General features: G+C 56.6%; 26 protein-coding genes and 1 tRNA gene. 19 read left to right on the top strand and 8 right to left on the bottom strand.

Going from position 1 to position 25,849, the window contains the following annotated elements; all coding sequences use genetic code 11:
• Positions 1-119 precede the first annotated feature (119 nt).
• The 7 genes from AC2FJC_RS03310 to AC2FJC_RS03280 are packed head-to-tail and all read left to right on the top strand — an operon-like array spanning position 120 to position 7,597.
• A complete protein-coding gene (locus AC2FJC_RS03310) occupies positions 120-1,241 on the top strand; it encodes an aromatic ring-hydroxylating oxygenase subunit alpha (RefSeq protein ID WP_496738400.1) in 1,122 nt (373 codons plus the stop codon).
• Complete coding sequence (gene betC, locus AC2FJC_RS03305) at positions 1,238-2,764, top strand: choline-sulfatase (protein WP_496738399.1); 1,527 nt, start codon at positions 1,238-1,240, stop codon at positions 2,762-2,764. The genes AC2FJC_RS03310 and betC overlap by 4 nt, the downstream gene beginning before the upstream one ends.
• A gap of 5 nt (positions 2,765-2,769) precedes the next feature.
• Entirely contained in the window at positions 2,770-3,564 is a 795-nt protein-coding gene (locus AC2FJC_RS03300) for an SDR family NAD(P)-dependent oxidoreductase (RefSeq protein WP_496738398.1), read from the top strand.
• Entirely contained in the window at positions 3,564-4,496 is a 933-nt protein-coding gene (gene kce, locus AC2FJC_RS03295; protein ID WP_496723195.1) for a 3,5-dioxohexanoate:acetyl-CoA acetone transferase, read from the top strand. Before AC2FJC_RS03300 ends, kce begins: the two co-directional genes overlap by 1 nt.
• Before the next feature lie 10 nt (positions 4,497-4,506).
• Complete coding sequence (locus tag AC2FJC_RS03290) at positions 4,507-5,925, top strand: gamma-aminobutyraldehyde dehydrogenase (RefSeq protein WP_496738397.1); 1,419 nt, start codon at positions 4,507-4,509, stop codon at positions 5,923-5,925.
• Complete coding sequence (locus AC2FJC_RS03285) at positions 5,925-6,665, top strand: SDR family NAD(P)-dependent oxidoreductase (RefSeq protein ID WP_496738396.1); 741 nt, start codon at positions 5,925-5,927, stop codon at positions 6,663-6,665. Before AC2FJC_RS03290 ends, AC2FJC_RS03285 begins: the two co-directional genes overlap by 1 nt.
• Entirely contained in the window at positions 6,665-7,597 is a 933-nt protein-coding gene (locus AC2FJC_RS03280) for a 3-hydroxyacyl-CoA dehydrogenase NAD-binding domain-containing protein (RefSeq protein ID WP_496738395.1), read from the top strand. Before AC2FJC_RS03285 ends, AC2FJC_RS03280 begins: the two co-directional genes overlap by 1 nt.
• Here the strand turns inward: AC2FJC_RS03280 and AC2FJC_RS03275 are convergent.
• The 3 genes from AC2FJC_RS03275 to AC2FJC_RS03265 form a co-directional block, all read right to left on the bottom strand.
• Positions 7,575-8,606 carry a GlxA family transcriptional regulator gene (locus tag AC2FJC_RS03275; protein ID WP_496738394.1) on the bottom strand — a complete coding sequence of 344 codons (1,032 nt, stop codon included), beginning with the start codon at positions 8,604-8,606 and terminating at the stop codon, positions 7,575-7,577. The two genes, AC2FJC_RS03280 and AC2FJC_RS03275, sit on opposite strands and share 23 nt — an antisense overlap.
• A 225-nt stretch (positions 8,607-8,831) precedes the next feature.
• Positions 8,832-10,358 carry a DUF1214 domain-containing protein gene (locus AC2FJC_RS03270; RefSeq protein WP_496738393.1) on the bottom strand — a complete coding sequence of 509 codons (1,527 nt, stop codon included), beginning with the start codon at positions 10,356-10,358 and terminating at the stop codon, positions 8,832-8,834.
• Positions 10,359-10,555: 197 nt separating this feature from the next.
• Positions 10,556-11,614: an anhydro-N-acetylmuramic acid kinase gene (locus tag AC2FJC_RS03265; protein ID WP_496738593.1), complete on the bottom strand. Its 1,059-nt coding sequence runs from the start codon at positions 11,612-11,614 to the stop codon at positions 10,556-10,558.
• Between the two features lie 209 nt (positions 11,615-11,823).
• On the opposite strand from AC2FJC_RS03265, the gene AC2FJC_RS03260 reads away from it, so the two are divergent.
• Both AC2FJC_RS03260 and tyrS read left to right on the top strand, forming a co-directional pair.
• Positions 11,824-13,092, top strand: a complete 1,269-nt coding sequence (locus tag AC2FJC_RS03260; protein WP_496738392.1) for an MFS transporter — start codon at positions 11,824-11,826, stop codon at positions 13,090-13,092.
• Positions 13,093-13,183: 91 nt separating this feature from the next.
• Positions 13,184-14,437, top strand: a complete 1,254-nt coding sequence (gene tyrS, locus AC2FJC_RS03255; RefSeq protein WP_113790252.1) for a tyrosine--tRNA ligase — start codon at positions 13,184-13,186, stop codon at positions 14,435-14,437.
• A gap of 84 nt (positions 14,438-14,521) precedes the next feature.
• Here the strand turns inward: tyrS and AC2FJC_RS03250 are convergent, their stop codons facing one another.
• Positions 14,522-15,430, bottom strand: a complete 909-nt coding sequence (locus tag AC2FJC_RS03250) for a hypothetical protein (protein ID WP_496738391.1) — start codon at positions 15,428-15,430, stop codon at positions 14,522-14,524.
• Between the two features lie 204 nt (positions 15,431-15,634).
• On the opposite strand from AC2FJC_RS03250, the gene AC2FJC_RS03245 reads away from it, so the two are divergent.
• Positions 15,635-16,390, top strand: a complete 756-nt coding sequence (locus AC2FJC_RS03245) for a 3-hydroxyacyl-CoA dehydrogenase (protein WP_496738390.1) — start codon at positions 15,635-15,637, stop codon at positions 16,388-16,390.
• A 9-nt stretch (positions 16,391-16,399) separates the two neighbouring features.
• On the top strand, positions 16,400-16,951 hold the full coding sequence (locus tag AC2FJC_RS03240; protein ID WP_496738389.1) for a sugar O-acetyltransferase: 552 nt from the start codon (positions 16,400-16,402) through the stop codon (positions 16,949-16,951).
• On the opposite strand, the gene AC2FJC_RS03235 is transcribed toward AC2FJC_RS03240, so the two are convergent.
• The 3 genes from AC2FJC_RS03235 to AC2FJC_RS03225 all read right to left on the bottom strand — a co-directional run bounded on the left by AC2FJC_RS03235 (position 16,948) and on the right by AC2FJC_RS03225 (position 20,130).
• Positions 16,948-18,756, bottom strand: coding sequence for an ABC-F family ATP-binding cassette domain-containing protein (locus AC2FJC_RS03235; RefSeq protein WP_496738388.1), 1,809 nt, complete (start codon positions 18,754-18,756; stop codon positions 16,948-16,950). The genes AC2FJC_RS03240 and AC2FJC_RS03235 overlap by 4 nt on opposite strands.
• Before the next feature lie 67 nt (positions 18,757-18,823).
• Positions 18,824-19,558, bottom strand: coding sequence for a GNAT family N-acetyltransferase (locus AC2FJC_RS03230; RefSeq protein WP_496738387.1), 735 nt, complete (start codon positions 19,556-19,558; stop codon positions 18,824-18,826).
• 98 nt (positions 19,559-19,656) lie between these two features.
• Positions 19,657-20,130, bottom strand: coding sequence for an outer membrane protein assembly factor BamE (locus tag AC2FJC_RS03225; RefSeq protein WP_496723232.1), 474 nt, complete (start codon positions 20,128-20,130; stop codon positions 19,657-19,659).
• A gap of 84 nt (positions 20,131-20,214) precedes the next feature.
• On the opposite strand from AC2FJC_RS03225, the gene AC2FJC_RS03220 reads away from it, so the two are divergent.
• From AC2FJC_RS03220 to AC2FJC_RS03185, 8 genes are all read left to right on the top strand, one after another.
• The gene (locus tag AC2FJC_RS03220) at positions 20,215-20,751 is read left to right on the top strand and encodes a YceD family protein (protein WP_058274498.1); all 537 of its coding nucleotides are present in this window, start codon (positions 20,215-20,217) and stop codon (positions 20,749-20,751) included.
• 206 nt (positions 20,752-20,957) lie between these two features.
• Positions 20,958-21,164, top strand: coding sequence for a 50S ribosomal protein L32 (gene rpmF, locus AC2FJC_RS03215; protein WP_037316137.1), 207 nt, complete (start codon positions 20,958-20,960; stop codon positions 21,162-21,164).
• A 24-nt stretch (positions 21,165-21,188) separates the two neighbouring features.
• The gene (gene plsX, locus AC2FJC_RS03210) at positions 21,189-22,277 is read left to right on the top strand and encodes a phosphate acyltransferase PlsX (RefSeq protein ID WP_058277573.1); all 1,089 of its coding nucleotides are present in this window, start codon (positions 21,189-21,191) and stop codon (positions 22,275-22,277) included.
• 21 nt (positions 22,278-22,298) lie between these two features.
• Positions 22,299-23,270 (top strand): beta-ketoacyl-ACP synthase III, encoded by a 972-nt coding sequence (locus AC2FJC_RS03205; RefSeq protein ID WP_496738386.1) that lies wholly within the window; start codon positions 22,299-22,301, stop codon positions 23,268-23,270.
• A 96-nt stretch (positions 23,271-23,366) separates the two neighbouring features.
• Complete coding sequence (ihfA, locus tag AC2FJC_RS03200) at positions 23,367-23,669, top strand: integration host factor subunit alpha (RefSeq protein WP_496723238.1); 303 nt, start codon at positions 23,367-23,369, stop codon at positions 23,667-23,669.
• Between the two features lie 18 nt (positions 23,670-23,687).
• Complete coding sequence (locus tag AC2FJC_RS03195) at positions 23,688-24,329, top strand: MerR family transcriptional regulator (RefSeq protein ID WP_496738385.1); 642 nt, start codon at positions 23,688-23,690, stop codon at positions 24,327-24,329.
• Positions 24,330-24,390: 61 nt separating this feature from the next.
• Positions 24,391-24,467, top strand: a tRNA-Pro gene (locus AC2FJC_RS03190).
• A 61-nt stretch (positions 24,468-24,528) separates the two neighbouring features.
• A complete protein-coding gene (locus AC2FJC_RS03185; protein ID WP_496738384.1) occupies positions 24,529-25,605 on the top strand; it encodes a 2'-deoxycytidine 5'-triphosphate deaminase in 1,077 nt (358 codons plus the stop codon).
• A 52-nt stretch (positions 25,606-25,657) separates the two neighbouring features.
• On the opposite strand, the gene AC2FJC_RS03180 is transcribed toward AC2FJC_RS03185, so the two are convergent.
• Positions 25,658-25,828, bottom strand: coding sequence for a hypothetical protein (locus AC2FJC_RS03180; protein WP_159089934.1), 171 nt, complete (start codon positions 25,826-25,828; stop codon positions 25,658-25,660).
• Positions 25,829-25,849: the final 21 nt, after the last annotated feature.

The following is a 25,849-nucleotide window of genomic DNA, read 5'->3' as shown; positions in this document are numbered from 1 at the left end:
GATTACTACGGTGTCCCCGAATGCCAAATACTTGGCGAAAATAATCAAACTGGCGGCTGATTAAACATAGCTCCGAATCCAACTTGAAATAGATTTAACCTAACATCGGAGACGCAATCATGACTGATTCAGATACAATTTTCTTTGGCTATCATGCTGATCCTTCGCGCTCCAGCTCATTGCAGGCTGCTGCCTACACCGAGCGCAAGTGGTTTGACGCAGACCTTCGCGCCATCCTCTCCAAAACTTGGCAATGGGTATGTCATGTTGAGAAAACACGTGAGCCGGGATCTTATGTAACAGTGGATATTGCCGGCCAACCCATTGCAGTTGTGCGTGATAAAGAGGGAAAGCTTCGCGCCTTTTATAATGTCTGCAAGCACCGTGCGCATGAATTGCTGTCGGGCGAAGGCAATACAACGCGGATCATGTGCCCCTATCATGCTTGGGTCTATAAACTTGACGGGCAATTGGCCCGCGCACCACATACCGAAAACCTCGAAGATTTCAGGAAAGACGAGATTTGTCTCGATGCAGTGCAGGTCGAGGAATTTTGCGGCTTTGTTTTCGTCAATTTGGATCCGATGGCAGCTTCTTTGTCAGAACAATCCGGCAACTTGGAAACCGAAGTTCGCCATTGGGCACCGGATGTGGATCAACTCACTTTTGGCCATCGTCTGACCTATGACATCAAATCCAACTGGAAGAACGTCGTGGACAACTTCCTAGAGTGCTATCACTGTCCTACAGCGCACAAAGATTTTTGTGACCTCGTGGATATGGATACCTACAAGGTTACGACCTACGGCATTTACTCCAGCCATATGGCTGACGCGGGCACAAGTCCGAATTCCGCATATGACGTGTCGAATGCCACCGTGAAAACCCATGCGGTTTGGTGGCTCTATCCGACGACCTGCCTGATGCGGTATCCGGGGCGGTCAAGCATGATCGTGTTGAACATCATCCCTGTTGGGCCAGATCGGACGCTTGAAACTTACGACTTTTTCCTTGAGACGCCGGAACCCGACGCGATGGAGTTGGACGCAATTCGTTACCTGGACGAAGTTCTTCAGGTCGAAGATATCAGCCTTGTCGAAAGTGTGCAGCGTGGGATGAACACACCTGCGTTCACCCAAGGTCGGATCGTCAATGACCCGGATGGTTCCGGCAAGTCCGAGCACGCCGTACATCACTTCCATGGCCTAGTCCTGGATGCTTACGCAAAAGGTGCTGCGTGACACGGCCAAACATCCTTGTGATCATGGCGGACCAATTGGCACCGCACTTCACTGGGGCATACGGGCACAAGGTTGCCAAGACACCCCACCTTGATGCGTTAGCCGCGCGCGGCATGCGCTTTGGTGCGGCTTACTGCAATTCTCCACTCTGTGCACCTTCACGGTTTGCCTTTATGTCGGGCCAGCACATCAGCCGCATTGCAGCTTACGACAATGCATCCGAGTTCAGAGCATCGGTGCCAACATTTGCGCATTACCTTAAATCGCTAGGCTACCGGACCTGTCTTTCAGGCAAGATGCATTTCGTTGGCCCAGATCAGATGCATGGGTTCGAAGACAGGGTAACAACCGATATCTACCCCGCAGATTTCGCATGGACCCCGGATTGGGAAGCGCCTGATGAGCGGATCGATAAGTGGTATCATAACATGCAAACCGTCAAGGAAAGCGGTTTGGCCCATGCGACCTTCCAGATCGACTATGACAATGAAGTTGGCTTTGCCGCCAATCGCTGGCTCTTCGATGTTGCCCGAGACAAAGCACGTGGGAACGATGCGCCCTTTGCGATGGTGGTAAGCTTCATTCACCCGCATGATCCTTACGTTGCGAGGCCCGAATGGTGGAATCTCTATTTGGACGATGAGATCGACATGCCGTCCTTTACACCCGCGACGGAGGATCAGGACCCGTTCTCGCGTCGATTGATGGATGGGATCGAAGCATCATATGTGCCGCTCAGCGACGAAGAAATCCGTCGCGCGCGTCATGCTTATCTGGCCAATGTCAGCTACTTCGACAGCAAGATCGGGGAGCTGATTCAGACCCTCGAAGAGACGGGCGAGTTGGACAATACCATAGTGTTTGTAACTGCGGATCACGGTGACATGCTGGGCGAACGTGGGCTGTGGTATAAAATGAATTTCTTTGAACACTCTGCGCGCGTTCCACTGGTCATGGCCGGGCCGGGCGTTGTAGCGGGGACAACGCAGAATGCAGTGTCGCTGGTCGATTTGCTGCCAACCTTTATCGATATTGGCGGCGGTAATGAGACGATGATCGGAGAACCGATCGACGGCCGCAGTCTAATGCCTTTGGCCCGTGGCGAATACGACCCAGTTGATGAAGCCATCGGTGAGTATTGTGCCGAGATGACGGGCTATCCCGTAATCATGATCCGGCGCGGCCCTTTAAAATACATTCATTGCGACAGCGATCCGCCGCAGCTCTACGACCTAAACGCTGACCCACTGGAAACAAAAAATGTCGCCACAGACCCTGACTATGCTGACCCGGCAGCCCGCTTTGCAGCCGAAGTCGCGGAACGGTGGGACGGTAGTGAATTGCGAAAGAAGATTATTGCCACGCAGAAATCACGCCGCGCGTTACATGCCGCAATGGAAGCAGGTGCCAGCGCGCCATGGGATTACAACCCACCATCTGATGCAAGTCAGCAGTATGTCCGTAACAACTTGGATTGGACGGTGGCCGCTAGTCGCTACCGCTATCCGCCTTCGAAGGATTGAAGCCAATGATGCTGAACGGAAAAATTGCCCTTGTGACCGGCGCGCGCGGCGGTATCGGTCGCGCGATTGTCGCGCGGTTTCTAAAAGAAGGCGCAACAGTATTTGCCGCAGACCTTACACCGGAAGGGTCGTTAAACCAGCACGACGAAGATGGCAGTCATTTTGTTAAACTGGATGTCACGCGAGAGGCAGATGCGATTGCAGCGATGGATCATGTGCGCGCCGCACAGGGAAAGTTGGACATCCTTGTGAACGCGGCGGGGATCGAGATCGAAAAAACGGTTGAGGAAACGACTCTTGAGGAATGGAACCAAAGCTTTGCGGTTAATTCCACAGGCACGTTCCTGACCTCGAAATATGCCATCCCGTTGATGCGCGAAGCGGCGAAATCAGGCAACAGCGCAAGCCTCATCAATTTTGGCTCCTACGATGGGTTCATTGCTGATCCGGGTCTTGCGGCCTATTGCGCAACCAAAGGTGCAGTACACGCTTTGACCCGCGCAATGGCTTGCGATCATGGCCCCGAAGGTATCCGCGTAAACGCCATCTGCCCCGGCTATATCGATACCCCAATGCTGCAGAGCTTCTTCAACGGAGATGGATCTGGTGGCGGCGGCGGCAATATTGAAACGCTGCAACAGGCCGTGCGCGATGTTCATCCGACGCGCACCTACGGGACGCCACAGGACATTGCAAACCTGGTTAACTGGCTTGCTTCCGACGAAGCACGGTATGCCTCTGGCCAGTTGTGGGTTCTGGACGGGGGGCTGTCTGCACAAGTGCAGCAGATGAAACTCTGATGCCCAAATCCGTCATCATCACCTGCGCACCCACAGGGGGCATCCATACGCCGTCGATGTCACCACATCTGCCGATTACGCCCGCCGAGATCGCGACAGCAAGTATTGAAGCGGCCCAAGCCGGCGCGTCGATTATTCACTTGCACGCACGGCATCCAGAGACCGGCAAACCCGACCCCCGACCCGAGCTGTTTCAGCAATTTTTACCTGTGATCAAACAGTCCACTGATGTGGTGATGAATGTCTCTACCGGCGGCGGTTTGGGTATGTCGATGGATGAGCGCCTGCTGGCGGCGACCTCGACTAGCCCAGAGATGGCATCTCTCAACATGGGTTCCATGAACTTTGGCATCTTTCCGATGCTGCAGAAATACACTGAGTTTCAGCACGATTGGGAACAGCCATTCCTGGAGATGACAGAGGACTTCATCTTTCCCAACACCTTCAAAACAATTCGTTACGCCATTGAAAAACTTGGTGGTGATCATGGCACCAAGTTCGAGTTCGAATGCTATGATCTTGGCCATCTCTACAACGTCAAATGGTTCGTGGATCAAGGCCTGATCAAACCGCCTTTTTTCATTCAGATGGTGTTCGGCATCTTGGGTGGAGTTGGCGCGGATGCAGACCATCTAACCCACATGCACAACACAGCGGACAAGCTGTTCGGGGCAGAGAACTACGAATGGTCTGTCCTTGCCGCTGGCCGTCACCAAATGCCTTTTGCAACCCAAAGTGCATTGCGCGGCGGAAACCTTCGGGTGGGTCTCGAAGACAGCCTGTTCATCGGCAAAGGTGAGTTGGCCAGATCTAACGCGGAGCAGGTCACGCGCATCCGATCAATTATTGAAAACCTTGGCCTAACGGTCGCGACCCCAGCTGAGGCGCGCGTGCGGCTTGCACTTAAGGGCGGCGATCAGGTTGGGTTCTAAGGAGACGCATATGCAGACGAAAATGTTGATCAACGGTGAAATGGTGGAAGGTACCGGGGAAGCCTTGCGCATCCTGAACCCTGCAACAGGCGAGACTATAGGCGAAGTAAAAGAGGCTAGCGATGCACAGATCGAGGCGGCCGTGCGCGGCTCGACAGAGGCATTTGAAGCTTTTTCAACCTCGCCCCCTGCAGAACGAGCCGCGATGTTGCTTCACATAGCTGATGTTATCGAGGCGAACAGCCAGGAGTTGGCAGAACTTGAAAGCCTGGATGTGGGAAAGCCTTGGCCATCCGCTCATGATGACGAGATGCCGCTGACGATTGATGTCTTTCGCTTTTTCGCTGGTGCTGCGCGAACCATGATGGGATCTGCTGCTGGCGAATATGTTGCGGGTAATACCTCGATGATCCGGCGTGATCCAATTGGTCCCGTAGCGGCCATAGCGCCTTGGAACTATCCGCTGATGATGGCGTCCTGGAAGATTGCCGCACCAATTGCGGCAGGATGTTCCATTGTGTTGAAACCGTCGGAGATAACGCCCCTATCTACTCTGCGACTTGCAGAATTGTTACAAGATGTTCTGCCAAAAGGCGTGCTAAACGTGATCCATGGTCGCGGGCTCGGCGTGGGGAATGCCCTGATGAACAGCCCACAGATGGAAGGGATCAGTGTAACGGGTTCTCCGGCGACAGGCATGGCTGCAATGCGGGCTGCTTCCCAGAAAATTAAACACGTTCATCTGGAATTGGGCGGCAAGGCACCGGTCATAGTCTTTGATGATGCTGATCTCGATGCTGTGGCCGAGACGATCCGATATGGCAGCTACTTCAATGCCGGTCAGGACTGCGCACAGCCATGCCGAGTGATGGTTGCAGACAGTGTTTACGACAAACTTGTGGCTGCGATTGCCGATCAGGTAGGCCAGATCCAGACAGGTGCACCGAAAGCTGAAGGAACGGAAATGGGCCCGCTTGTCTCTGCAGTTCAGCGGGATCGAGTAGCGGGTTTTGTTGATCGCGCACGCTGCAGCTCTGAAATCGTTTCCGGTGGGGCGTCTGGCGAAGAAGACGGCTTTTTCTACCAGCCGACAGTCATCGCTGACGTGGACAATACTGCGGAGATAGCTTGCAACGAGGTGTTTGGACCTGTTGTAACAGTCTCCCGTTTTTCTGACGCAGAAGAGGCGTTGAAGATTGCCAACAACGGGCCTTACGGGTTGGCCTCATCGGTCTGGACACGAGATGTTGGACGCGCGATGCAAATGACATCCAAGCTGCGCTATGGGTTTACGTGGGTAAACACGCATGGGGTCGCGACACCCGAGATGCCATGGGCCGCTATGAAGGGGTCCGGTACGGGTAGCGATATGTCGGTCTATGCGCTGGATGCTTACACCGCAGTCCGTCACGTTATGGTGGCACACTGATGCGGTTGGCTGGAAAATGTGCCTTTGTCACAGGCGGCAAGCAGGGCATTGGGCGGGGCATCGTTGAGGCGTTCGTGGCTGAAGGGGCCGCTGTCACTACCTGCGGGCGTGGCCCTCAACCCGATGATCTGCCGGAAAACGTAATTTGGTACACGCTGGATGTGTCCGAAGCCAACGCAGTTGCAGAGATCGCCAGGACAGTCTGTGGGACTGATATCCTTGTAAACAACGCCGGTGTTCAGGTCGAAAAAACAGTGACCGAAAGCACAGACGCGGATTGGGACTTAGTGATGGGCGTAAATGCGCGAGGCGTTTTTAACTGTTGTCGCGCCTTCATTCCAGAAATGTCGCAAGGTGGCTCGATCATCAACATCGGGTCGATCTCGGGCAATGCCGCGGACCCATCGATGGCGCTCTACAATGCGTCAAAGGCGTTTGTGCATGGGCTGACACGCTCTATCGCAGTGGACCACGGACCAGCGGTGCGCTGCAATGCGATCTGCCCGGGGTGGATTGAAACGGGCATGCTGGACGCAGCGTTCGACCTCGCTCATGACCCGGAAAAAGCTAAATCCGACGCGCTGGCTCGCCACGCGGTCAAACGCTTTGGCAAACCTGCCGATATTGCAGCGATGGCTGTGTGGCTGGCCTCTGACGACTCGTCTTTTGCAACCGGCCAGTTGTTCACGGTGGACGGTGGCCTGACGGCGGCCTCCCCCCTTAATCCGGGACTGTTATGATGTCAGAAATTGAAAGAACCGCCATTCTTGGAGCCGGTGTCATCGGGGCAAGCTGGGCAGCTTTGTTTCTCGCCTCGGGCCGTCGCGTGACGGTCTTTGACCCCGATCCGAATACCGAAGCATCCGTTCGCTCTTATATCGAAAAAGCCTGGCCGACATTGGACGAATTGGATCTCACAGATAGGGCCACACCTGACGCTATCACTTTCGTTTCAACCGCCGAGGCGGCTGTCCAGGGCGCACAATTCGTTCAGGAGAACGTGCCAGAAAGACTGCCAATTAAGCATTCGACCTATGCCGGGCTTGAGCCAGAGTTGAACCCTAACGCAATAGTTTCAAGCTCAACTTCCGGCCTGACGCTCGAAGCTTTGCAAGAGGGATGGCGCGATCCTAGCAAATTGATCCTAGGTCATCCATTTAACCCACCGCATCTCATCCCACTGGTCGAATTGACCGTCAACGATTCCACCGGTTCAGATGTTTTGGACCGCACAGAAGCTTTCTACAAAGACATTGGTAAAATCACGATCCGGATCAAGAAAGGCATGCCAGGGCATGTCGCGAACCGTTTGCAAGCCGCAGTTTGGCGCGAGGCCGTTCATATGGCGGTCGAAGGTGTCGCCAGTGTCGAAGACATCGATAAAGCGATGTGGGCTGGTCCGGGACTCCGATGGGCCGCGATGGGTCCCACAACGCTTTTTCACTTGGGTGCAGGCGATGGTGGCCTGCAGGCCTTCTGTGACCATTTCAAAGACACATTCAATGGCTGGTGGGACGACCTGGGCGACCCTCGTCTTGATGAGGATGTCATCAATAAACTGGTCGACGGCATAAAGGATCAAACACAGGGGCAAAGTACCGAAGAGTTATCAGCGCAACGCGACAAGATGCTTACGGCGATGCAAAAAGCTACCCAACACCTTCGGACTTGATGTCAGGCTTGAACATTGGCCAAGCGCGAAACTCGAACGGGGTGCGGCCTTCAATGCGATCCGCACTGGGGGTCAATCCAAATCGTTTGCGGTATGCCCGGCTGAAATGAACCTGTCCATTAAACCCTGATGCTTCCGCAATCTCGCTGAACTTAAGCTCAGTTTGCGTCACTAATCCGCGCGCGCGATCAAGGCGTATGTCGCGGTAATACTCGATCGGTGACTTATGGACATATTGCTGAAACAATCGGCTAAGTTGCCGTTGCGAAATCTTCAACCTCGCTGATATTTCAGGGATCGACAAAGTGGCTTCCAAGTGCGCCTCCATCAAATCGATCGCGTCCCTTACCACTCCAGAGGTGACGTACCCCAGCGGCTCTACGTCTTTGGGGTTCTGTGATTGGCCTTCTCCGCGCACATTGTGATGAAAAAGGTATCGAGCAGATGCATTGGCGATACTCTCACCAGCGACAGAATGTATAAACCGCAATCCCAGATCTGTTGCTGCAGAACCCCCGCAACAAGTGAAAATCTTTCCATCCATAACAATCATGTTCTCCGACACGGTGGTGTCATGGGCCGTTTCGGCAAAGGCGTCGATGTGTTCATAGTGAACCGTTGCGGTCTTTCCTTTGAGTAGTCCAGCCGTCGCAAGAACAATTGCGCCGGTATCCAAACCACCGAGGATCGCTCCACCCGATTCCCATTTCTGTAGGGCTACCTTGAACTGAGGTGTCCCGTGACGCTCAGGTGTCCAACTTGTACTCACCAGAACCATCCAAGGCTTGCGCGCCACCACCTCCGCCAATGGGGCAGTGTCAACGACCAAGCCGCTGCTGGTTTCAATTGGACCACCAGGGTCTGAGACATAGGTCCAAGAAAATCGAGCCGAACCTGTCAGGTAATTTGCTACTCTGAATGGATCCACGAAAGACGTTGTCGCCGAAACATTAAAATGCGAACTCACCAAAACAACTATGTCTAGCTTGCGATCTATTGGCTGCGTCATGGCCGATTTTGTAAAACAGCGTCCAAAATTGTCAATTATGTTTCGGAATTACGCAAAAAACACCAATGTACTGAGCCAAGCACTGCCTAAGTGCGAAGGCTAGGCCGAGGAGATCAGATCTCAATCAGTTTCTGAAGCTAGAAAGCCGACATTCGCTCCACCGCAGCGAAAGTTCACTTTGAGCCCTTAGCGGCCATTCGATCAGTCGTCAGATAGGCCGGATGGTTACTGTTTTGAGATGTTCACGACGTCGTTGAGCGTCCAGTTTTTGAACCAGTCCGGAGACTCAGGACGGTACAGGCGAAAAAGGAAGAACCAATCATCTGCATTTGTAGCACTCTCGGTTGTCACCCAATTGGCCTCGTATCCTTCCGGTACTTCGTCCAAGTTAGGCGCGTAGTACACGTCAACTGACCCATCCTCGTTCTTCACCATATCATCTAAATCTTTTGTTGAAGCACCGACGCGGTCAACGCCGCGGCTAAAGTTCTTGGTCTCCATGTTGTAGACAATAGCCGACCAAAAGTCCTTGGCGGGCACATCAGACGGCACGTTGAGTTTATATGTGTCGGTACCGTTCAACATGTTCCCATCGGAGTCACGTAAGCCTGTCAGGTAGAACGTCGCGCCGCCCAGTTGGCTTGGCAGGAATGTTACGTAGAAGTAGGTCGCTGCGCGTTTATCAATGAGGATCTCGTCACCGTCCTCAAATGGAAAACCCATCTCAGCCTGCGGCCCGAAGTTCCAGAACGACCACTCAGATATCTTCTCTCCACCTTTGACCCACAATGGAGCAACAGTTTCGCCCTCCGTTATGAACTTGTTCTGCATATGCGCGTAAGCATACTCTAAACCTTCAAGCGCAGCTTTCTGCTGCATTGGCGTTGGGGCGAAATCTTCTCCTTTTTTGATGCCGATACTTTCCAACATAGAGTAGATCGCGCGGTCTTTCTCGCGGATTGGGTTGTTTTGCACCACGTCATTGATGTCTTCGATGAACGTCATGTTGTAGTAAGGCAGACAGTCGTAAGGATTATCCGTCATGTCGATGTAATCAGTGGGCTGAATATCCCCGCTCACTTCTTCGGCCAGCGAATATATCTTGATGCCCTTGGCGTGCTCTCCGGCTTCTGCGTGCGTGGCCCCGTTTAAAAGCGTCGGGCGGAACGAAAAAGAGAAGTCGTGTGTATCGATCTTGGGCACGATGATATAGCCCTGCGTTTCTAGCTCTGCTGCTGTGCCAAACTCGTCGTTATACTCGGCGGGAAGAAACAGGTATTTGCCACCGTTGCCTTCGTCAGCGCCTTTTGAGCCTACGTCGATGACCGGAACATGCCATGCCGAGATAAAGGACCCGAAGTAGTCCACCTTGTCAGTCATTGGCGGGACTTCGACGATCATTGGGCCATCCTTGAGCGAAATAGAGCCCCATGCATAGGCTGTAGTGTCGTTCGCAGTAAGGAAACCTTTGTCGGAACCGAATGGTTCGGTGACAAAGTTGACGGTGTCATAGTTTCCGCCCGCACGCACCGTAGCTTTGATGAAATCGACTTGAGCAACTGCCGGCATGTAGTAGATCGCTGCCTGCGCCGCACGCTGCACCATGATGTCGTATTCGATGTCGGTGTACTTCTTTGAACGCTCAAGAATATCACCTGTATCATTGAAGTTTGAATCGGTCGGCGTTACCGCGAAAGCAGTAGTAAAAGTGAGAGACAATGCGAGGGCAGTTGAGCCGAGAATTCTTTTCATCGTGTTCAGTTTCCTTTGAGAAAGGCAGCCTGGAACATGCCTGTTTAGACTTCTGATTTCCACATCGACCGGTAGCGTGGCAGCAATATTTTCACACTAAACATCTGTATCAAGAAGAAATCCAGAGCCACGCTTTAGAAGACTGCTATGTCCCGCAAAGCAGAAACCGGGCAATTGGCTTTTAACCCACCACCCCATTACGCAACCGAACTCACAACCCCACCACCGACCAGCGCTTTCACACCTGTCGTCCCCGGACACGACGTCGGCAGCCTGCGGGCGACGCGTGCCGCGAGATAGGCGAAGGCCTGCGCCTCAAGCATATCTCCGTCCAGACCCACGGCCTCGACTGGTTCGACCGGGCAGTCCAATGCAACGCGCAGCATCTCCATCAATACTGGATTGTGCCGCCCGCCGCCGGTGACCAACATGCGCGAGGGTGGTTTGGGGCAATGTTCCATCCCCTGCACCACGCCCACGGCACACATGCCGGTCAGCGTGGCCACCGCGTCCGCATCGCTGAGTTCCTGCACCAGTTTGATCATCTCGGAAAAGTCGTTCCGGTCCAGTGATTTTGGCGGCATGCGTATAAAGTAAGGCTCGGACAAAAACAGCTCGAGTGCGCCCATCTCGACGGTTCCGCCGCGCGCGACGGCTCCGTCGCGATCCATCGGCTGGCCCAGACGCGCCTGCATCAGATCGTCGACCGGTGCATTCGCGGGACCAGTGTCGAAAGCCAGCAACGCGCCGGGGGCTTCGGGGCCATCGTAACTGGGGTCCACATACGTCAGGTTCCCGACACCACCGAGGTTCAGAAAGCACAGCGGCTGGGTTGCCTCGATCCACTTGGCGCAGGCAAAGTGAAAGAACGGCGCCAACGGGGCGCCTTCGCCGCCCATCGCCACATCGTCGCTGCGAAAATCCCAGACGACTGGCACCCCCAATGCCTGAGCCAGCCCTTTCCCGTCGCCCACCTGCAACGTCCCGCGCCCACTTGGTTCATGCGCAAGAGTTTGGCCGTGCACACCGATCAGATCGACCTCATCAAATTCAGACAGCGCCTCGGCATGGGCCAGGGTAACAAGCTCTGCCGCGGCATCCACGTCAGGCCCGTGCCATTGCCCTAAAGCGGCGCGCAGAACCGCGCGCTCGTCATCGGAGTAGGCACGATACCCACTTGGACCAAATCCCAAAATCCGGTGCCCGTCCGTTTCGACGACCGCAGCATCCACCCCATCCATCGAAGTGCCGGACATCGCGCCCAAAACCCTGATCGCACCTGTTCGTTTGATGGCCCGCCCCACTTTAATCTCTCCTGCCGAATTCTGTTTGTACCGTCATGGTTGATCGGCACAGCCCGTTCAACCTGCCCCTACCGCTGAAGCCAAGGCAAGCCAGATCACACGAGTGTCGCGCTTTTTCCCGACAATTTGGTATAAGGAACACAAATCGGTTTTAGGTGCATATGTCAGACACATACTCACAGAAACAACCATCCGAAAGCCGGAACTATTTCCTGATCTTCTGGTCCGGCGCTCTGGCCACGATCGGAGGGCAGCTGATCAACCCCAATCTGGTGCTTCCGTTCCTATATCTGGCTTTGGGTGCGCCAACGTTCTTTGCGGGGTTGCTTCTGCCTTTTGTCACCGGGTCGCGCCTGATTGCCGAGATCTTTGTCTCGCCCTTCATCAATCGGGCGACCCGCGCCAAGCTTGCCGTTTACGCACCGAACCTGTTGACGGCCGCAGTATTGGCGGCGGTGGCCCTGTTTTCAACAAAACTGCCCGGTGTGATGATCGTGCTGCTGTTCCTGACCACTGCGATGGTTCTGGGTTTGTGTCAGGGGATCACCAGCCTTGGAACCAGCCAGATCTACGGCATCTCTGTCCCCGAAGCGAAACGGAACCGGATGGTGTTTGCGCAGGCCACCATCTCGGGCATTTTGGCCATCATCGTCGTTCTGGTCACGCGGGACCTGCTGTCCGGGGATCAGCCGATGCAGCGCCATATCGTCGTCCTGTGGTGCGGTGTGATCGCCATGTTCGCCGCGGGTGTTGCCTTTGCAGGGGTGCGATTGTTTGAGGAAGAACAGCGCGCCCCTTTGCCGGAGCCGAAGAAAAAACCCAAGCCCTTGGCCGAGCTGGCGACCGGATTCAAAACCGGCATGGCCTATCCCTGGTATCGCAAATTTCTTTCGGCGCGGCTGATCTTTGTATCGGTCGAGCTGGCGATGCCCTTCTACACGATCCATGCGGCGACCCTGCATATGGGGACCAAGCATTCGCTCAGCTATTTTGTCATAGGGGCCAGCCTTGGAATGGTGATCGGCTCGCTTTTGTGGGGGTGGCTCAGTGATCGTGTCTCGGTCAAACCTGTGATGTGGTTGGGATGCCTGATCGCCGTGATTTCGGCCCTGATGGCGCTTGGCTTTACATTCTTCGGCTACGCTCAGAACGTCTGGGTCCACGCGCTGGTGATCCTGCTGCTATCGCTGGGCGGGAATGGGGTGATCTATGGGCGCTACCTGTATCTCATTCAGATGAGCGTCGAAAAAGAGCGCCCCTACCTGGTTGCACTAGGGGATGTCAGCGCTGGCCTCGTTGGAATTGTCTTTGCTGCGATCCTTGGCGCAGTCGCACATTTGCATGATCCGATCGCACCGATTGTTGTCCTTGTGGTGTTGAACATTATCGCAATGCTCTATGCCTTCCGCTTGCCCCCGGTCAAAAGCTGACACAGCCCGCGTTTTCTTGGAAATGGTGGCTTTTCCTTGGCTGACGCGCCGCCTATACAGTGCCCCGCAACATAAACCCAAAGGGCACGATATGACCTACCACCCCAAATCGGATTTCATCGCCACGATGATCGAGCGCGGCTTTCTCGCCGACTGCACCGATTATCAGGGCCTTGACGAGGCGCTGATCAGTGGGTGCAAACCGGCCTATATCGGCTTTGATGCGACGGCCAAGTCGTTGCATGTGGGCAGCCTGATCCAGATCATGATGCTGCGCTGGTTCCAGAAAACTGGCCACCAGCCAATCACCCTTATGGGCGGCGGCACCACCAAGGTAGGCGACCCGTCGTTCCGTGCGGATGAACGCCCCCTGCTGGGCCCCGAACAGATCGACGAAAACATTGCCGGCATCAAAAAGGTGTTTTCGGCCTATATCGACTATGACAGCGATGCCGAAAACAAGGCGCTGATGCTGAACAATGCCGAATGGCTGGATGGCCTGAACTACCTCGATTTCCTGCGCGATATCGGGCGGCATTTCTCGGTCAACCGGATGCTGGCGTTTGAATCGGTGAAATCACGGTTGGATCGCGAGCAATCGTTGAGCTTCCTTGAGTTCAACTACATGATCCTGCAGGCCTATGACTTCCTCGAACTGAACCGCCGCTATGGCTGCGTGCTGCAGATGGGCGGCTCGGACCAGTGGGGCAACATCGTCAACGGGATCGACCTCACGCGTCGGGTGCTGGATCACGAGATCTACGGCCTGACTTCGCCCCTGCTGACCACCAGCGACGGCAAGAAGATGGGCAAGTCTCAGGACGGTGCGGTCTGGCTGAACGCAGAAATGCGCTCGCCTTACGAATTCTGGCAGTTCTGGCGCAATACAACCGACGCGGATGTTGGCCGGTTCCTGAAGCTTTACACCGAAATGCCGGTGGATGAGTGTGACCGACTGGGCGCGCTGCAAGGGTCCGAGATCAACGAGGCCAAAATCCGCCTCGCCAACGAAGTCACCGCCCTGCTGCACGGTGCCGAAGCTGCGGCCAACGCCGAGGCAACGGCGCGGGAAGTGTTCGAAAAGGGCGGCGTTGGGGACGATCTTCCGACCCTGACTCTCAGCGCGGATGAATTGGGCGACGGCATGTCCATCGTGCAGGTCATCGTGAAATCGGGTCTGGCAAAGTCCGGCAAAGAAGCCAAGCGTTTGATCGCCGAGAATGGTGCCAAGCTGGACGACGCGCCGTTAACCGATGCCGGGCTGATGATCGATGCGGGCGCGCTGTCTTCCCCGATCAAGCTGAGCGCGGGCAAGAAGCGCCATGCACTGGTTCAGCTGGGTTAACCGGACAATCGTTCAAAAAAGAGATAAAGGCCACCCAACTGGGTGGCCTTTTTTTGCTTTGGACGCGTGCTGTAAAGGCCGCTTCTAGCGCTCTTCCTTGCCTCCGCCATTGCTGCCGCCGTTCCCATGACCGCCGCCGCCCTTTCCTTGGCCATTGTTGCTGCCACCGTTGCCGGTGCCAGGACCAGAGCCGCCGTTGTTGCCGCCGCCATTGCCAGAGTTTCCGGCGTTTCCATTGCCATTGCCAGGTCCGCCGTTGTTGCCGCCGTTTCCGTTACCGCCGCCATGGCCGCCGCCGTTATTGCCACCGTTTCCGTGACCGCCACCATGGCCACCACCATTGTTGCCACCGTTTCCGTTACCGCCGCCATGGCCACCACCGTTGTTGCCGCCGTTGCCATTGCCGCCGCCGTGACCGCCGCCGTTGTTGCCACCGTCACCGGGGCCGTCGCCGCCGCCTCCATCGCCGGGGCCATCAACTCCACCGCCATCACCAGGGCCATCGCCGCCGCCATTACCGGGGCCGTCGCCGCCACCGCCATCACCGGGGCCGTCACCGCCGCCGCCGTTGCCCGGGCCGTCATTGCCACCACCGCCACCAGGGCTATCATTGCCGCCGCCTTCGCCGTTTTCGCCTCTGTTGCCCGTGTCAACCTCGGCAAACTGATCGCCGCTCCGGTCTTCTCCGCGGCTAAAGAACCCAGCGACCGAACTGGTCGGCAGATCGGTCAGCAATGACGCCAGCCCGGGGCATTGCGCGCTGGTGTTACGCAGAGTTGTTGCAAAATCCGACCGGTTCTGCAGGCGCTTCAAGAAACTCGGAGTTACATGTGTGCAGTCACACATCGTCGTATAGTCGCCCTTGTTGGCAGCATCCCGCGCCGTTCTCCAATCGCACGCCTCGGTGGACGCGCTTGCGCTGCTTGCCACCAAAGCCCCCATAAACGGGGCTGCGACCAATACCGCCAGCCCGGATTTTGTCCTGGTCTTCATAATATAGCTCTCCTTACTCGCTAAGCGGCGCCCCCTCGACGCCTCACGCCATTGCGTATCGATGTGAGACCTGCGCATTAAGCTCAGTTAAATGTCTTCTGAGGATGTTTTGAGAATTGCCCCTAACCCCTTCAAATCTGTAGACAGGTCAGGCTCCATCGGATTAAATGAACAAATGTTCATATCCGAACGAAGGAGACCACAATGCAATTGTCGACCACCGCCGCAGTCATCACAGGTGGCGCTTCGGGTCTGGGCGAAGCCACTGCCCGTCATTTCGCCGAACACGGCGCGCAGGTCACCATCCTGGATCGCGACGCCGCGCGTGGCCCTAAGGTTGCCGAAGACATCGGCGGGCATTTCGCTCAGACAGATGTGACAGATGAAAACTCTGTGGCAGCGGCAATCGAGCACGCGAAGGGCAAGATGGGTCGCATCACGGCCGCTGTGAATTGCGCCGGGATCGCCTATGGGATCAAGACGGTTGGCAAGGACGGCCCCCACCCGCTGGACGCCTTTCAGCGTACGATCGACATCAACCTCGTGGGCACGTTCAATGTCTCGCGCCTGGCCGCGGCTGAAATGGCAAAGAACGAACCCGAACCGGACGGCGCGCGCGGGGTGATCATCAACACCGCTTCAATCGCGGCCTTCGACGGACAAAAAGGACAAGCGGCATACGCAGCCTCAAAAGGCGGTGTCGTGGGGATGACGCTGCCGATGGCGCGCGATCTGGCCTCAACCGGCGTTCGCGTGATGACCATCGCTCCGGGGATTTTCATGACACCGATGCTGACCGGTCTGCCCGAAGAGGTTCAACAACAACTGGCGGCAGATGTCCCTAACCCTGCCCGCCTCGGCGATCCGGGCGAATACGGGCGGTTGGCCGGTTTCATTGTCGAGATGGGCTACTTGAACGGAGAAGTCATCCGCATCGACGGCGCCCTTCGTATGCGTTAAGCCTGTCCCATGACAGAGCGGGAAAAGATGCTGTCCGGGCAGTGGTATAACTGCCTGGACTCGGAACTTGAGGCGCTGCGCACCCGTGCCCGGAACGCAGTCCACACACATAACACCTGCCCGCCTGATGCCCGGGGTGCCATGGCACCCGAGTTGCAGGCGTTGTTCGCTCGCGTCGGGCCGGATTGCTTACTTGAGGCTCCGTTTCATTGCGCCTACGGGCTAAATATCCACCTCAGCGCGCGGGTCTATTTCAACGCCGGCTGCGTCGTTCTAGACACCGCACAGGTTCGGATCGGTGATGACACGATGTTCGGCCCGCATGCCCAGATCTACTGTGCTCAGCACGCCAAAGACCCGGCAGAACGCGCACAAGGTTTGGAAATCGGGATACCGGTGACCATTGGCCGAAACGTCTGGGTTGGCGGAGGTGCCATCGTGATGCCCGGCGTCACCATCGGCGACAACGCCATCATTGGCGCTGGCAGCGTTGTAACCAAAGACGTAGCGGCCGGTGAAACCGTTGTCGGCAATCCTGCACGACCGTTGACGCGTCCCTAAGCGCCCTCGGCCTTTTCCTCAAGAACCAGCCACTCTTCTTCGGCGGCGGCCAGTTTCTCTTGTCGTTCAACTAGCGCCTCGGTCGCCTTCTGGAACTTGACCGGTTCACGAGTGAACAGCTGGGGATCTGACATAAGCTCTTCCAGCTTGCCGATTTCAGCTTCCAGGCGGGCAATCTCGGCAGGCAATTTCTCAAGCCGATGCTTTTCCGAGAAAGATAGTCCTGATTTCGGCTGCGCTTCTTGCTTTTGCTTTAACTTGGAAGTCTTTGCTTTTTCAGCTTTCTTTTCGGCAACGTCACCCCGTTGCGCGATGTAGTCCGACCATCCGCCCGCATAGACGGTCGCGCGGCCATTGCCCTCCATCGCAATCGTCGTGGTGGCAACCCTGTCCAAAAAATCACGGTCGTGGCTGACCAGAAGGACGGTGCCGTCATAGTCGTCGAGCAGTTCCTGCAACAGGTCCAGCGTTTCGACATCCAGATCGTTGGTCGGTTCGTCCAGCACCAACAGGTTCGAGGATTTGGCCATCAGTTTCGCCAACAGCAAACGCGCTTTTTCCCCACCTGACAATGACTTAACCGCCGCTCTTGCCTGCGCATCATCAAACAGGAATTCCTTGAGGTAGCCGACCACATGCTTGGGCTGGCCCCCAACCATCACTTGATCCGCTTTGCCTGATACCCGCATTTCGGGGTCCCCGGTCAGGCTGTCCCACAGGGTCATTTCGGGGTCCAACTGCGCGCGGGCCTGATCGAACACCGCAATCTCAAGGTTGGTGCCCAGCGTCACCGTCCCCTCATCGGGCTGTTCCTGTCCGAGCAACATCTTAAGCAACGTCGTCTTGCCCACACCGTTGGGCCCGACAAAAGCCACGCGATCCCCACGTTGTGCCAGAAGATCAAAGTTTCTAACGATCTGCTGCGTGCCAAAGGTCTTGGACAAACCCTTGGCTTCAATCACTTTTCGCCCAGACTTTGGTCCGCCTTCCAGCGACATTGCCGCTGATCCCTGACGCTTGATCTGCGCAGCCTTTTCAGCGCGCAAAGCCTGCAAAGCCCGCACCCGGCCCTGATTTCGCTTGCGCCGTGCACTGATACCTTCGACAGCCCATTTGGCCTCGGACTTGATCAGACGATTCAGCTTGTGACGCTGCTGATCCTCTTCTTCCCAAATCTTGTCGCGCCAGGTTTCAAAAGCCTCGAACCCTTGCTCCTGCCGCCGTACCACGCCGCGGTCGATCCACAACGTCGCGCGGGTCAAAGCGCGTAAAAACGCACGGTCATGTGAAATCAGAACAAAGGCTGCTCGGGTCGATCCCAGTTCGCGTTCGAGCCAGGCAATTGCTTCGATATCCAGATGGTTCGTCGGCTCGTCCAGCAGCATCAGGTCTGGCGCTTCGGCCATCAGCTTGGCCAATGCCGCCCGGCGACGCTCGCCACCCGAAGCGGTTTCAACCGGGCGGGAGGGCTCGAACTTCAGCCCCTCGCCCGCGCGTTCGACCTTGTACAGCTCACCCGGTTCCAATCCGCTGGACGCGTAATCGCCCAATGTCGCGAACCCTTCCATGCCGGGGTCCTGCTCCATGTAGCCAACAGATTTTCCGGGCGAAACCACGATGTCACCCTGATCAGGCTCGACCAGACCTGCCATGACTTTCATCAGGGTCGACTTTCCCGACCCGTTTCTCCCAACCAAGGCCACGCGGTCGCCCGGCTGAACCACCAGGTCCAGCCCCGAAAACACCGGGTCGCCCCCGAAAGTCAGGGATATGCCGGACATCTGCAACAAAGGAATTCTCGCCATGCCGCCAGCTAAACCGGTGGGCACAAGGCGTCAACGTCCCTGTTTCACCTTTTCGAAAATACTCAATCTAGCGGACCACTGCGCGCAGCAACCGTTTACGGGCCGGGGGGATCGCTCCGATCTCAAGCCCGGTGAATACGTGCAGCGTATTCATATGCCGATCAACCACCGCATGGTCACTGACCCAGCCGCCCATCATCAGATAGGTGCGCAACAATGGAGGCATCCGCAACATCGCCTTTTTCACATCGGGCCTGCGTCGCAGGCGAGAGGCAAACTTGAATACATCGGGGGCCTTGACCCGCGGCAACCAACGCTTTGGTGCCAGATGCCGTTGCTTCAACATAGCAAAGGCGTCCAGATACTCGACCGTTTCGGTTCCTGCAAAGGATGAACAGCCGAACAACATCTTGACGTTGTTCTGGTCCACGTAATTGGTCATCGCACCCCAGGCGACCCGCAGGATATCCGGGTCTGTCCATTCCGGGTGAATGCAGAAACGGCCCATTTCGACCATGCGGCCGTCGAACCCTTTGAGGGAAGACAGGTCATAGAACTGGGCAGAATAACTGCGGTCAACCTCGGTCCCGTGCTCCATTGTCAGCATTCTGAAACAACACACCAGCCGTCCATCGGAGCGCGAATCTTCAACAAGGATATGCGCGCAGACCGGATCAAATTCATCCCGGTCAATCTGATCCGTCCCGAATGCCAGGGTTCGCAGTTTCTGCGCCGCCGCCACATCCTGTGGGGACTGCGCCAAACGAGCCCGGTATCTGCCCTTGCCCAGCAATAATGCCATGGTCGCATCCTCCGCGGTTGCTGACCTGCTTCATGTTGCAACGGTTCTACCACAGAACATGTGACTGTTCTGTGACCGTCGCAAGAGGCAGTGCAGACTTAATTCGCGCCCGGAATGTTCGCAGGGTTGAAGTTGCCGATGTTGCCCAACAGCTGGCGCAGGAAGCCACGGTTCTGAACGCTGGATTCGGTCACGCGGCGGTCCAGTACCACCACATATCCATCCTCAAGACCAAAACGTTCGATATTCCGCACAACGCCACGCTGGTCAAAGCTGATCGCAACCAGTTCGCGCGACACCACTTCGGGGCGCTTCGGACCGTAGTGGCGCACGCGAGAGCGGACATAGTAAAAACCCGAATCCTTCACCAGCCCGGCAGAGGTGGGCGCTCCGATTGTTTCAACAACGCTGTCGCGTGTATCGACGCCCACTTTGATCTCAGCCAGTTGGTCAGCCGGCGGGACGTATCCGTGATTCTTGAAGATTGGCGTGCAAGCGCCAGCCGCAACCAAACAGGCCGCAAAGACAAGCCTTTTGGACGCCGGTTTCAACCTGTTCACAACCTTCAACATTTACATCCTCTTGCCTTGGGACCTTGCGGACCCTATCCGATTACATAAACCGCAGCCCCGGTTCAACACACGAAAGGGTCACGAATGACGACTAATACATCTCTGCGGGTGGCCGACCTGCCCCAAAACGCGCCCACGCCGTTTGATCTGCGCCCCGATAGCAAGGGCCTGGACGCGATCAAAACCGAACTGGGATTGTTGGGCCTGCGCAAGCTCAGCTTTGTGGGTGACGTAAGGGCACAAGGTAAACGCGATTGGATTCTTGCCGGAAAACTGGGGGCGACGGTGATTCAACCCTGTGTCGTGACGCTTGAACCCGTAACCACGCGCATCGATATCCCTGTATCACGGGTCTATCTGAAAGACTGGCAAAACCCCGACGAGCCTGAATTCGAAATCCCCGAAGGCGATGAGACCGAAGCGCTGGGCGCGGAAATCGACCCCGCATCGGTGATGATTGAGGCGCTGTCGCTTGCCCTGCCCCAATACCCACGTAAGGACGGCGCAGAATTGGAACAGGCCGGCTATACTGAGCCGGGCAAACAGGCGATGACGGACGAAGACGCAAAGCCGTTTGCCGGACTGGCGAATTTGCGCGATGCTTTGAAAAAAGACGAGTGACATAGGTCTGTTTTCCTGTCATAGCAGGCCTCCAGAAAAATCGCTTGAACATGCCGAGAATCGCAGTATTTTCGCGCGCTCAACGGAATTTGGGTTGGACATTGCGGGGCCCGTCCCCTAAACGCGCGTCAAACCACTAGAAAAACGAAGAATGAAACCCGGCCAGCAGCGAATCTGCTGACCCTTAATAGACAAAGGTTGAGACCATGGCTGTCCAACAGAACAAAGTTTCCAAGTCGCGCCGCAACAATCGCCGCGCACATGACGCTCTGGTTGCTGCAAACCCGAACGAATGCGCAAACTGTGGCGAACTGAAGCGCCCGCACCACGTCTGCGCGTCCTGCGGCCATTATGATGACCGTGAAGTCGTCGCTCAGGCCGACGAAATCGACCTGGACGAAGACGCGGCCTAAGCCTCATAACTCGTAGGCCAAGGCATGACGGAACAGCCCACGCAAGCCGGACGGATTACCATCTCGGTTGACGCTATGGGCGGAGATTCGGGGCCCGCGACTGTTGTTGCGGGCATTGCCAAATCGGCAAACAAGAACCCCGATATCGCCTTCGTTCTGCACGGGCCCGAGCAAAAGTTGCGCAAACTTGTCGCCAAACGGCGTGTCCTGCAGGGACGCGTCGTTTTTCGTGATTGCCCCGACGTGGTCACGATGGAGGACAAACCTAGTCAGGTCGTCCGCAGCGGCAAGCAGACATCGATGTGGTCGACGCTGGAAACAGTGCGCAAAGGCGAAGCCCACGGCGCTGTTTCCTGCGGCAATACCGGCGCGCTGATGGCGCTGTCGATGATGCGTTTGCGCAAATTGCCGGGCGTGAACCGTCCGGCCATTGCGATTCTGTGGCCGTCGCGCAACCCTCAGGGCTTTAACGTGATGCTGGATGTCGGCGCCGATGTGCGGGCCGACGCCAAGGATCTGCTGCAATATGCGCTTATGGGGGCGTCTTATGCCCGCAACGGCATGGCACTGGATCGGCCCCGGATCGGTTTGCTGAATGTTGGCACCGAAGAACACAAAGGCCGGGCCGAACTGAAAGAAGCCCACGCGATGATCTCGGAATTCGCAGAGCAGGCGAATTTTGACTTCGCAGGCTTCGTGGAGGGCAGCGACATTCCCGGTGACAAGGCGGATGTCATTGTTACCGATGGCTTTACCGGAAACGTCGCAATCAAAACCGGCGAAGGCACGGCCAGCCTGATCGGTGACCTGCTGCGCGAGGCCTTCAAATATTCCCCCCTGTCCCGGCTCGCATCGGTTCTGGCCATCACCTCGCTGCAACGGTTGAAGAAACGCATCGACCCACGCCAAGTGAATGGCGGTGTCTTTCTTGGCCTCAACGGAACCGTGGTCAAATCACATGGTGGCGCAGATGCCACCGGAGTTTCGGCAGCGATCAAACTGGCCTTTACCCTGGCCGAGTCCGGTTTCGCCGAAAAATTGGCGGCACGGGTTGCATCGACAGCCCAGCTTGCACAAGATGCCGCGCACGTACCGCCAAAGGCGGGCGAATAACAATAAAGGCAGTACCCCCAAATGGCAGGCCGTTCAGTTGTTGTAGGTGTCGGACACTATTTGCCAGAGCGCATCGTTCCGAATTCCGAATTTGAAAAGACGCTAGATACGTCGGACGAGTGGATCAAAGCTCGCTCGGGAATCGAACGCCGCCACTTTGCCGCTGATGGTGAAACCACGTCCGATCTGGCGACCAAGGCGGCCTTGGCCGCCCTGGCCGATGCTGGCCTTAAGGCCGAGGATATCGACGCCATCATTCTGGCGACATCTACAGCTGACCTGACTTTCCCCTCTGCCGCGACGATGGTCCAAGCGCGCCTGGGCATGACCCATGGATTCGCGTTTGACGTGCAAGCCGTCTGTGCAGGCTTTGTCTTTGCCCTCAGCAACGCCAACGCTTTGATCGTGTCCGGTCAGGCCAAACGTGTGCTGGTCATCGGCGCCGAGACGTTTTCGCGCATCATGGATTGGACAGATCGATCCACCTGTGTGCTGTTTGGCGACGGTGCCGGCGCGTTGATTCTTGAGCTGCAGGACAGCGAAGGAACCGCGCAGGATCGCGGCATTCTTTCGACCGACCTGAATTCTGACGGACGCTACAAGGATTTGCTCTATGTCGACGGCGGTGTGTCGACCCAATCGACTGGGCATCTGCGGATGCAGGGCAATCAGGTGTTCCGCCACGCGGTCGAAAAGCTGGCGAAAACTGCAGAAACCGCCCTGGGGCGTGCCGGTCTGACCAACGCGGACGTCGATTGGATCGTGCCGCATCAGGCCAACATTCGCATCATTCAGGGCACTGCCAAGAAAATGGGCCTGCCGATGGCTAACGTTGTCGTAACGGTCCAGGATCACGGCAACACGTCTGCCGCATCGATTCCCTTGGCCCTGTCAGTGGGCAAACAACGTGGCCAGATCAAGACCGGCGATCTGATCGTGACCGAGGCTATCGGTGGCGGCCTGGCCTGGGGCGCGGTGGTTCTGCGCTGGTAACCGGCGCAAAACGGCTTACACAGCCTCGTGCAATTCATTGATATTGACAGCGAATTTGCCATCACCATATTCTCTTATATCAACAGGGGAAATAGTATGGGCGATAAAACACTGACGCGAATGGATCTGAGCGAGGCTGTTTTCCGCGAGGTTGGCCTTTCACGTAATGAAAGTGCGCAGCTTGTCGAAAGCGTCTTAAACCACATGTCGGACGCACTGGTCCAAGGTGAACAGGTCAAGATTTCATCGTTTGGCACGTTCAGTGTTCGGGACAAAACCGCCCGCATCGGCCGTAATCCAAAAACCGGCGAAGAGGTGCCAATTCAGCCTCGCCGCGTCCTGACGTTCCGCCCGTCGCACCTGATGAAGGATCGCGTCGCCGCAGGGAATCGCAAGTAAATTTGGGACAGAACGGTCATGAGCAAGTCCCCCGACGCCTTTCGCACAATAAGTGAAGTTGCGGACTGGTTGGGCGTTCAAGCTCATGTCCTGCGCTTCTGGGAAAGCCGTTTCAGCCAGGTAAAACCCGTCAAACGCGCGGGTGGCCGCAGGTATTACCGGCCAAACGATATGCGCCTTTTGGGCGGTATCAAGAAACTGCTGCACGAGGACGGGATCACCATCAAAGGTGTCCAGCGCATCCTGCGCGAACAAGGCGTGGCCTATGTGTCCTCGCTGTCGCCCAGCCTGGATGAGCCCGCTGCGCCTGAAAGCGCCCCGGCAGACGACACTGTTGTCGTGCCCTTTTCCGCCAAGCCTGCCACGCCCAGCGATCAGATCGATCTGGACCTGGGCGAACCGACCCCGATGGCCAAGACGACTGCGCCGGCTGAACAAGCCCCTCAAGCTGAGACGCCCCCACCTGCTCTGCAGCAATCAAAAGCAGAGCCACCTCAGCCCGCGCCCGAGTATCTGGATGAAGCCCCCTTGATAGGCGGAATCGCCACACAAGCGTGGGAACGGACCGATTTTGACGACGACCTCCTGCGTCGGATCGCGCCTATCGCCAAGGACTTGCGCGCTGTCATCAACCGAATTGAGAACCGGTCGGCAGGATAAGAAAAAAGGCGATGATTTCCTCTTGCCCCTGCCGGGAAAGTCTTTATGAACACCTCAACGTCGGGCTATGGCGCAGCCTGGTAGCGCGTCCGTCTGGGGGACGGAAGGTCGCAGGTTCGAGTCCTGCTAGCCCGACCAAATCACACCGACGTTTATGGCAGACAGGCCAGATCCCGCTCTGGCAACAGAGGGGATCGGAATGACAGGTGTATGCCCAAACCAACAGATCGAGGCGATGATCGGCCGCAGTGAGATCACCGCAAGCCCCGAAGTTATCCCGGCACAAATCCAACCCGCTAGCCTTGATTTACGTTTAGGTACAGTTGCTTACCGGGTTCGCGCCTCATTTCTATCCGGTGAAGGACGCACGGTCGCGGATCGTTTGGCCGAGTTTGAGATGCACCGCATCGACATTACCGACGGCGCAGTGCTGGAAAAAGGCTGCGTCTATCTGGTGCCGCTGATGGAATCACTGGCCCTGCCCGCCGATACCAGCGCGGTGGCAAATGCCAAAAGCTCGACAGGGCGGTTGGATCTTCTGACACGTACAATCACCGATGGTGGCACCGAGTTTGACCGCGTACCAGCAGGCTATACCGGGCCGCTTTTTGCCGAGATCTGTCCACGCTCATTCTCGGTTCTGGTGAGACCGGGCATGCGGCTGAACCAGATTCGCTTTCGTCAGGGTCAGGCAGTGCTCAGCGACGCGGAACTGACCGCGCTGCATAACGACTCGCCACTGGTCGACGGACCGGCAGTCATTCAGGATGGGCTGGGGTTCTCGGTCGACCTGCAATTGCCCGACACTGATCTGGTCGGATATCGAGCCAAGCCGCATACCGGTGTGATCGATCTGGACCGGATTGGCGAATATGATCCGCAGGAATACTGGGAAGAGGTACGCACCACCGACGGTCGCATCATCCTTGACCCCGGCGCATTCTACATCCTGGTCAGCCGCGAAGCAGTCCACATCCCGCCCATGTATGCGGCTGAAATGGCCCCCTATCTTGCAATGGTAGGTGAATTCCGGGTGCATTATGCCGGATTCTTCGACCCCGGTTTCGGTCACGCCGCAGCGGGCGGAGCGGGATCACGTGGCGTGCTGGAAGTACGCTGCCACGAAGCGCCGTTTGTTCTGGAAAACGGGCAGGTCGTCGGACGACTCGTCTATGAGAAAATGGCTGAAATGCCCACCCAGCTTTATGGCGCCGGTATTGCGTCAAACTATCAGGGACAGGGGCTGAAACTGTCCAAACACTTCAAGGCTGTTTGATACCTCTGGAACCGGCGCATATGCGTATCACGCGCTGCGCCGGGGTTATCTGCTAGGCTTGACGGTTGCTGTCGTCATTTGCGCCCGAGTCATGTGGCACAGCCGATCTTTGTTTCGGCTTTCCCATCCGGCCCGCCACATCAAAGCCCTTGTCGATGCCTTTGTTGACGACCCGCCGCATGATCTGCCGAATGATCATGTCGATGATGCGATTCATATTCATTGCTCAACTCCCCAGCTTTGC

It is taken from the genome of Ruegeria sp. CDSB117, assembly GCF_059611005.1.
This window is presented reverse-complemented; position numbering and strand designations above follow the sequence as displayed.

Coding starts and splice junctions, on each gene's coding strand:
- ihfA (WP_496723238.1), top strand. CDS start 23,367: ATGGGCGATAAAACACTGACGCGAATGGATCTGAGCGAGGCTGTTTTC.
- kce (WP_496723195.1), top strand. CDS start 3,564: ATGCCCAAATCCGTCATCATCACCTGCGCACCCACAGGGGGCATCCAT.
- AC2FJC_RS03235 (WP_496738388.1), bottom strand. CDS start 18,756: ATGGCGAGAATTCCTTTGTTGCAGATGTCCGGCATATCCCTGACTTTC.
- AC2FJC_RS03185 (WP_496738384.1), top strand. CDS start 24,529: ATGACAGGTGTATGCCCAAACCAACAGATCGAGGCGATGATCGGCCGC.
- AC2FJC_RS03205 (WP_496738386.1), top strand. CDS start 22,299: ATGGCAGGCCGTTCAGTTGTTGTAGGTGTCGGACACTATTTGCCAGAG.
- AC2FJC_RS03220 (WP_058274498.1), top strand. CDS start 20,215: ATGACGACTAATACATCTCTGCGGGTGGCCGACCTGCCCCAAAACGCG.
- AC2FJC_RS03275 (WP_496738394.1), bottom strand. CDS start 8,606: ATGACGCAGCCAATAGATCGCAAGCTAGACATAGTTGTTTTGGTGAGT.
- AC2FJC_RS03245 (WP_496738390.1), top strand. CDS start 15,635: ATGCAATTGTCGACCACCGCCGCAGTCATCACAGGTGGCGCTTCGGGT.
- AC2FJC_RS03240 (WP_496738389.1), top strand. CDS start 16,400: ATGACAGAGCGGGAAAAGATGCTGTCCGGGCAGTGGTATAACTGCCTG.
- AC2FJC_RS03285 (WP_496738396.1), top strand. CDS start 5,925: ATGCGGTTGGCTGGAAAATGTGCCTTTGTCACAGGCGGCAAGCAGGGC.
- AC2FJC_RS03225 (WP_496723232.1), bottom strand. CDS start 20,130: ATGTTGAAGGTTGTGAACAGGTTGAAACCGGCGTCCAAAAGGCTTGTC.
- plsX (WP_058277573.1), top strand. CDS start 21,189: ATGACGGAACAGCCCACGCAAGCCGGACGGATTACCATCTCGGTTGAC.
- AC2FJC_RS03290 (WP_496738397.1), top strand. CDS start 4,507: ATGCAGACGAAAATGTTGATCAACGGTGAAATGGTGGAAGGTACCGGG.
- AC2FJC_RS03195 (WP_496738385.1), top strand. CDS start 23,688: ATGAGCAAGTCCCCCGACGCCTTTCGCACAATAAGTGAAGTTGCGGAC.
- rpmF (WP_037316137.1), top strand. CDS start 20,958: ATGGCTGTCCAACAGAACAAAGTTTCCAAGTCGCGCCGCAACAATCGC.
- AC2FJC_RS03230 (WP_496738387.1), bottom strand. CDS start 19,558: ATGGCATTATTGCTGGGCAAGGGCAGATACCGGGCTCGTTTGGCGCAG.
- AC2FJC_RS03265 (WP_496738593.1), bottom strand. CDS start 11,614: ATGTCCGGCACTTCGATGGATGGGGTGGATGCTGCGGTCGTCGAAACG.
- AC2FJC_RS03280 (WP_496738395.1), top strand. CDS start 6,665: ATGTCAGAAATTGAAAGAACCGCCATTCTTGGAGCCGGTGTCATCGGG.
- AC2FJC_RS03310 (WP_496738400.1), top strand. CDS start 120: ATGACTGATTCAGATACAATTTTCTTTGGCTATCATGCTGATCCTTCG.
- AC2FJC_RS03300 (WP_496738398.1), top strand. CDS start 2,770: ATGATGCTGAACGGAAAAATTGCCCTTGTGACCGGCGCGCGCGGCGGT.
- AC2FJC_RS03260 (WP_496738392.1), top strand. CDS start 11,824: ATGTCAGACACATACTCACAGAAACAACCATCCGAAAGCCGGAACTAT.
- tyrS (WP_113790252.1), top strand. CDS start 13,184: ATGACCTACCACCCCAAATCGGATTTCATCGCCACGATGATCGAGCGC.
- AC2FJC_RS03270 (WP_496738393.1), bottom strand. CDS start 10,358: ATGAAAAGAATTCTCGGCTCAACTGCCCTCGCATTGTCTCTCACTTTT.
- AC2FJC_RS03180 (WP_159089934.1), bottom strand. CDS start 25,828: ATGAATATGAATCGCATCATCGACATGATCATTCGGCAGATCATGCGG.
- AC2FJC_RS03250 (WP_496738391.1), bottom strand. CDS start 15,430: ATGAAGACCAGGACAAAATCCGGGCTGGCGGTATTGGTCGCAGCCCCG.